At 64.2% G+C, this 5,930-nt stretch carries 5 protein-coding genes; 2 read left to right on the forward strand and 3 right to left on the reverse strand.

Annotated elements, in window-relative coordinates:
• Window positions 1-34: 34 nt before the first annotated feature.
• Window positions 35-2,188, reverse strand: a complete 2,154-nt coding sequence (gene glyS / locus EN781_RS23290; RefSeq protein ID WP_126055964.1) for a glycine--tRNA ligase subunit beta — start codon at window positions 2,186-2,188, stop codon at window positions 35-37.
• A gap of 222 nt (window positions 2,189-2,410) precedes the next feature.
• Between glyS and EN781_RS23295 the strand changes: the two genes are divergently transcribed.
• Window positions 2,411-2,593 carry a hypothetical protein gene (locus EN781_RS23295; protein ID WP_126055965.1) on the forward strand — a complete coding sequence of 61 codons (183 nt, stop codon included), beginning with the start codon at window positions 2,411-2,413 and terminating at the stop codon, window positions 2,591-2,593.
• A 139-nt stretch (window positions 2,594-2,732) separates the two neighbouring features.
• On the opposite strand, the gene EN781_RS23300 is transcribed toward EN781_RS23295, so the two are convergent.
• Window positions 2,733-3,677: a glycine--tRNA ligase subunit alpha gene (locus EN781_RS23300; RefSeq protein WP_126055966.1), complete on the reverse strand. Its 945-nt coding sequence runs from the start codon at window positions 3,675-3,677 to the stop codon at window positions 2,733-2,735.
• A 149-nt stretch (window positions 3,678-3,826) separates the two neighbouring features.
• Between EN781_RS23300 and EN781_RS23305 the strand changes: the two genes are divergently transcribed.
• The gene (locus tag EN781_RS23305) at window positions 3,827-4,288 is read left to right on the forward strand and encodes a GNAT family N-acetyltransferase (RefSeq protein ID WP_126055967.1); all 462 of its coding nucleotides are present in this window, start codon (window positions 3,827-3,829) and stop codon (window positions 4,286-4,288) included.
• A gap of 51 nt (window positions 4,289-4,339) precedes the next feature.
• On the opposite strand, the gene EN781_RS23310 is transcribed toward EN781_RS23305, so the two are convergent.
• The coding region (locus EN781_RS23310; RefSeq protein ID WP_127400370.1) for a tetratricopeptide repeat protein at window positions 4,340-5,930 on the reverse strand (1,591 nt) is incomplete at its 5' end.

Raw genomic sequence — 5,930 nt, forward strand, 5'->3', positions numbered from 1 at the left:
GGCGCAGGCAATTCCAGGCCCGCGTTTTCGGCCGTCAGCCGGCGATCTTGGAGAAATCCGCGACCTGATCGGTGGCGGCGCGGATGCGGGCAAGCAGCGCCAGACGATTGGCGCGCACGGCCTGGTCCTCATCATTGACGAGAACCTGTTCAAAGAATGAATCAACCGGTTCACGCAACACGCTAAGCGCCAGCATGGCGGCGGAAAAATCTTCGTTCTGAATCGCTTGGCCGGCTTCCTTCTCGGCCTGATTCACCGCGGCATAGAGCTTCTTTTCCGCTTCTTCGCGCAGAAGAGCCGGCTCAACAGTCTCGGCGATGAGGGTTTTCTTCTTCTCTTCCGCCGCCAGGATGTTGGCGGCGCGCTTGGTGCCGGCGAGCAGGTTCTTGCCACCGTCGGTGTCGAGCAATGAGCCCAGCGCCTCGACGCGGCGCACGATCTGCAGCAGGTCGTCGGACTGTGGCGTGATGACGGCATCGATGAGGTCGTGCCGTGCGCCCTGGTCGCGCAGATAGACCTTCAGGCGATCGTGGAAGAAGGCGAGGAGGTCGGACTGCGGGCTCGCGCCGCCTGCAAAGTTTGCAAAGGCTTTGGCGAAGATCGATGTCAGCGCCAAACGAACGCGGTTCTCGATCAGGATCCTGACCACGCCGAGCGCAGCGCGGCGCAGGGCAAACGGATCCTTGCTGCCAGTTGGTTTCTCATCGATGGCCCAGAAACCGGTGAGCGTGTCGAGCTTGTCGGCGAGCGCGATGGCAACCGAGATCGGATCGGTCGGCACGCGATCGGACGGGCCTTGCGGCTTGTAGTGCTCTTCAGCGGCCGCGGCCACGGATGCATGCTCACCCTCCAGCAGCGCATATTTGCGGCCCATGGCGCCCTGCAATTCCGGGAACTCGCCGACTACTTCGGTCTGCAGATCTGCCTTGGCAAGCACCGCGGCGCGGCGCGCCAGCGCCGGGTCGGCGCCGACGATCGGCGCCAGTTCCTCGGCCAACCGCTTGATCCGCTCGACGCGTGCTCCTTGCGTGCCAAGCTTCGCGTGGAAGGTCACGTCGAGATGGTCGAGGCGGGCCATGCGCTGGTCGAGCGGCTTTTTCAGATCCAGCCCGAACTTCTCCGCCGACGCCTGGAGTTCGCCGAGATCGGGCAGGTCGCCCTGGTCGGTCTTCCAGAAATAGAGCGCGTCGGACAGGCGGGCTCGCACCACCTTGCCGTTGCCGTGCGCGATCTCCTTGCCGCCATCGCTGGCCTCGATGTTGGCGACGAGGATGAAGCGGTTGGACAGGTCCTCGCCCGCCCCTTGCGGCCGGGTGACGAAGCACTTCTGGTTGGCGCGGATGGTCAGCCGGATGACCTCGGGCGGAATGGCGAGGAAGTCCTGTTCGAATTCGCCCATCAGCACGACAGGCCATTCGACGAGGCCGGAGACTTCTTCCAGCAATCCGTCGTCCTCGACCAGGTCGAGACCATTTGCAAAGGCAAGGTTGCGGGCGTCGGCCAGGATGATCTCCTTGCGCCGCTCGGCGTCGAGCACGACCTTGGCGGCTTCCAGCTTCGAAACATAGTCGTCGAAGCGACGCACGGTGAATTCGCCCGGAGCGTGGAAGCGATGGCCATAGGTGACGTTGCCGGAACGGATGCCGTCAATCTCGAAATCGACCACGACGGGCTCCTCGGTCTCGGGGCCGAAGGTGCAGACGATCGATTGCAGCGGCCGCACCCAGCGCAGCGAACCGGGCCTGGCCGAGGCCGGCCCCCAGCGCATCGATTTCGGCCACGGGAAGCTGCGGATCATGCCTGGCACCAGCTCTGCGATGATCTCTTCCGCCGCCCTGCCCGGCTTGGAGATGTGGGCGACATAGAAGTCGCCCTTCTTCGGGTCGGAATGGACATGCGCTTCGGCGATCGAGGCGAGGCCCGCCTTGCGCAGGAAGCCCTGCACCGCCTGTTCGGGCGCCGAGGTGGCGGGGCCCTTGATCTCCTCGCGAATGTCCTTGGAGCGCGCCGTCAGGCCGCGAATGTCGAGCGCCAGGCGCCGCGGCGTCCAGTACTCGCGCGCTGCCTCATAGGTGAGGCCGGCCTCGACCAGGCCGTCGGACAGCATCTTCCTGAGGTCGCCCGCGGCCTTGCGCTGCATGCGCGCGGGAATTTCTTCGGAGCGAAGTTCCAGAAGCAGGTCGGGCATAGGGATCAACTCATGCGGGGCGAACGGTCCGGGCGGGGCATAGCAACTCGGCTCGCCGCTGTCACCCCTGCCCGCCGGCCGCCGGGGTGGCCGATTTCAGGAAATTATCAGGTCTTTGTCGGGACCAAGCGGGCGCACCCGTCCTAAGAACAGAAATCCCATGAACCGAACGCGGCGCTGAAGCGACCAACGCTCAGGCAGAGACCTATTGGCTGAACGACCATGAAGACCGTATCGAGAACCCTGCAAATCCTCGCACTGAGCGCCTGTTTCGCCGCCCAGATGCATGGCACGTTCACGATGCCGGGCGTGCGGCAGGCGTTGCGGACGATCGACAGCGCAAGCAGCCAGAGCTCGTTGCCGATCACAGCTTCACTCAAAATTGGCCAAAGCGCCTTGAACTAAGGTGCGTTGAGATTAAGGTCAGGCCGAGCCGAAAACGGTGGTTTTCGAGACCCGGAGCGGAGCGTACTTGACGTACGTGAGTAGCGGAAGCGCAGAAAACCGGCGTTTGCAGGCCGGCATCACCTGAATATCGACACACTTAGGCCGCCAGGCCGCCCGCCTCGGTCTGCAGGAAGGCCTCGCCGCAGGCCTTGGCCAGGTTGCGCACCTTGAGGATGTAGCTCTGCCGCTCGGTGACCGAGATGACGCCGCGCGCGTCGAGCAGGTTGAAGACGTGGCTGGCCTTGATGCACTGGTCGTAGGCGGGCAGGACCATGCGGTGCCTTGCGCCCACGTCATTCGATCCGGGCGTGCCGGCCGCGAGCAGCGCCTTGCATTCGGCCTCGGCGTCCTCGAAATGCCTGAGCAGCATCGCGGTGTTGGCGAACTCGAAATTGTGGCGCGAATATTCCTGCTCGGCCTGCAGGAAGACGTCGCCATAGGTGACCTTGTCGGCGCCCTCGCGGCCGTTGAAGTTGAGGTCATAGACATTGTCGACGCCCTGCACATACATGGCGAGCCGCTCCAGACCGTAGGTGAGCTCGCCCGCGACCGGTGCGCATTCGATGCCGCAGACTTGCTGAAAATAGGTGAACTGCGACACTTCCATACCGTCGCACCAGCACTCCCAGCCGAGCCCCCAGGCGCCCAGCGTCGGGCTTTCCCAATCGTCCTCGACGAAACGGATGTCGTGCAGCAGCGGATCGACGCCGATGGCTTCAAGCGAGCCAAGATAGAGCTCCTGCAGGTTGGGCGGGTTCGGCTTCAGGATCACCTGATACTGGTAATAATGCTGCAGCCGGTTGGGGTTCTCGCCATAGCGCCCGTCCTTCGGGCGGCGCGATGGCTGCACATAGGCGGCGTTCCAGCGCCTCGGACCCAGCGCGCGCAAGGTGGTTGCCGGGTGGAAGGTGCCGGCGCCAACCTCCATATCGTAGGGCTGCAGGATGACGCAGCCATAGTTCGCCCAGTAATTGTGCAAGGTCAGGATCAGCCCCTGGAAGGAGCGGCTGGGATGCATGTGGGCGGGAATGTCGACGGTCACGGCGGCCTCGATGGAGCGGCTGGATGGGGACCACGCTCTAGAGGCACGGCTGGCAAGCGTCAAGGCAAGCCGACGGCTGGCCCATTGCCGGCACGACGAGCCTGCGGTCTGTTCCATGTCTCCGCCATCAGCAACAGCAGGCCCCAGCCATGCCAGATTCCATCAGCATCCGACCCATCACGCGAGAGGATTTCGAGCAATGGCTGCCGCTATGGGACGGCTACAACGCCTTTTACGGCCGATCGGGCGAGACGGCGCTTGCCGGCGACATCACGGCCATGACCTGGTCGCGCTTCTTCGACGCCTACGAGCCGGTGCATGCGCTGGTGGCCGAAAGCGAGGGACGCCTCCTCGGTCTCGTCCACTATCTCTATCACCGCAGCACGACGGCGATCGCGGCGAACTGCTATCTGCAGGATCTGTTCACCACCGAGGCCGCGCGCGACAAGGGCGTCGGCCGGGCACTCATCAACGCCGTCTACGAACGCGCCAAGGCGGCCGGATCGGGCCGGGTGTACTGGCAGACGCATGAGACCAACCACACGGCCATGCAACTCTACGACAAGGTGGCGGAGCGGTCGGGGTTCGTCGTGTATCGCAAGCTTCTCTAAAAGCGAAGCGGGGCTACGAAGAGCCCCGCTCAAAGCATTCTTCGGTGCCGCTCACCCCTTCGGCGCCGGCGTGGCCGGCTTGACCTTCGGGGTTTCCTGCGCCGTGTTGGATTCGATCGCCGGCAGGCCCTTGAGCAGCTTCTGCTGCAAGGTGGCAAGCACGTCGGGATCCGGCTTCAGGTCGCGGGCCTGGTTCCACTGGTAGGTGGCTTCCAGCTTGCGGCCGACGCGCCAGTAGGCGTCGCCGAGATGGTCGTTCAGCACCGGGTCCTCCGGCTTCAGCGACACGGCGCGCTCCATTTCGCGGACCGCGTCCTCGAACCTGCCCATGCGGAAATAGGCCCAGCCCAGCGAATCGACGATGTAGCCGTCGCTCGGCCTTAGATCGACGGCCTTCTGGATCATCGCCAGGCCTTCCTTGAGGTTCATGTTCATGTCGACCCAGGAATAGCCGAGATAGTTCAGAACCTGCGGCTGGTCGGGGAACAGTTCCAGCGCCCTGCGGAAGTTCGGCTCCGCCTTCGGCCATTCCTTCAGCCGCTCATAGGCGATGCCGCGCTGATAGAAGATGTTCCAGTTGGCATTGGTCGGCGTCTTCAGCACCTCGACGGCCTTGTCGTAGAGATTGGCCGCCGAGCGGAAGTCCTCCTTGGAGGAGTAGACCCCGCCCAGCGCCAGATAGGCGCGCATGTCCTGCGGATGCTTGTCGACGAACGCCTTCAGATGAGCGATCGCCTCGTCATGGCGATCGAGATCGGCAAGGTTGAGGCCGAGCTGCAGGTCGGAAAGCTCCTTCAGCGGCGAGGAACCGGGAATGCGGCGATAGAGAGCGATTGCGCCCTCGCCGTCCTTCAGTTGCTCGGCGACGGCGGCGAGTTGCACCAGAGCGGCATCGCTGTTGGGCTTCAGCGCCAGCGCATATTGCAGATAGAGGCGTACGAACGGCTCGCCGCCGCCGCGATTGAGCGCGGTGGCGAGATCGAGCAGGATCTCGGACGCGCCGTCGGACGGGCCGGCGATGAAGGGCTCGACCTTGTCGCCCTTGTTGATCTCTTCGCGGAGCGTGGTGATTTCCAGCTTGCCTGGCGCGAACGCCTCGGCCTGGTCGAGCACCGAAAGCGCCTTGGCCTTGTCGCCCTTGCGAGCGAGGAACGAGGCATAGGCCTGCGCATTGCGCATCCATGTCTCCGGCGCGGCACCGCCGGCGGCGGTGTCCTGGAGCGTCGCGGCGTAGATTTGATCGGCCTTCTCCGACATGCCCGCGGCATCGGCGATCAGCGCGCGGTGGAAAGACTTGAACAGGCCGAACCAGTCGGGGCCCTGCAGCTTGTCGATGGCGGCCATGGCATCAGCGGGCTCGCCGGCGCCTTCCTTGGCCCAGCCACTCATGACGCCGGACAGTAGCCGGTCGAGATCGGATTCGAGCGACAGTTTCAACCAGTACTCAGCCTTGGAGAAGTCCTTCTTGTGGAAGGAATCGACCGCCAGCGCCAGGCGCGAGAAACGCTCGACGTCGGGCACTTCCTTGAGCTTGTCGGCGTAGACGAGCGATTCCTCGAAGCGGCCCTGCGCGATCAGCGACAGCATCAGGCTCTGCTGCAGCGCGGTGTCGCCGGGTGCAAAGGCGAGCGCCTGCTTATAA

The organism is Mesorhizobium sp. M4A.F.Ca.ET.090.04.2.1 (genome assembly GCF_003999085.1).
Classification (GTDB): Bacteria; Pseudomonadota; Alphaproteobacteria; order Rhizobiales; family Rhizobiaceae; genus Mesorhizobium.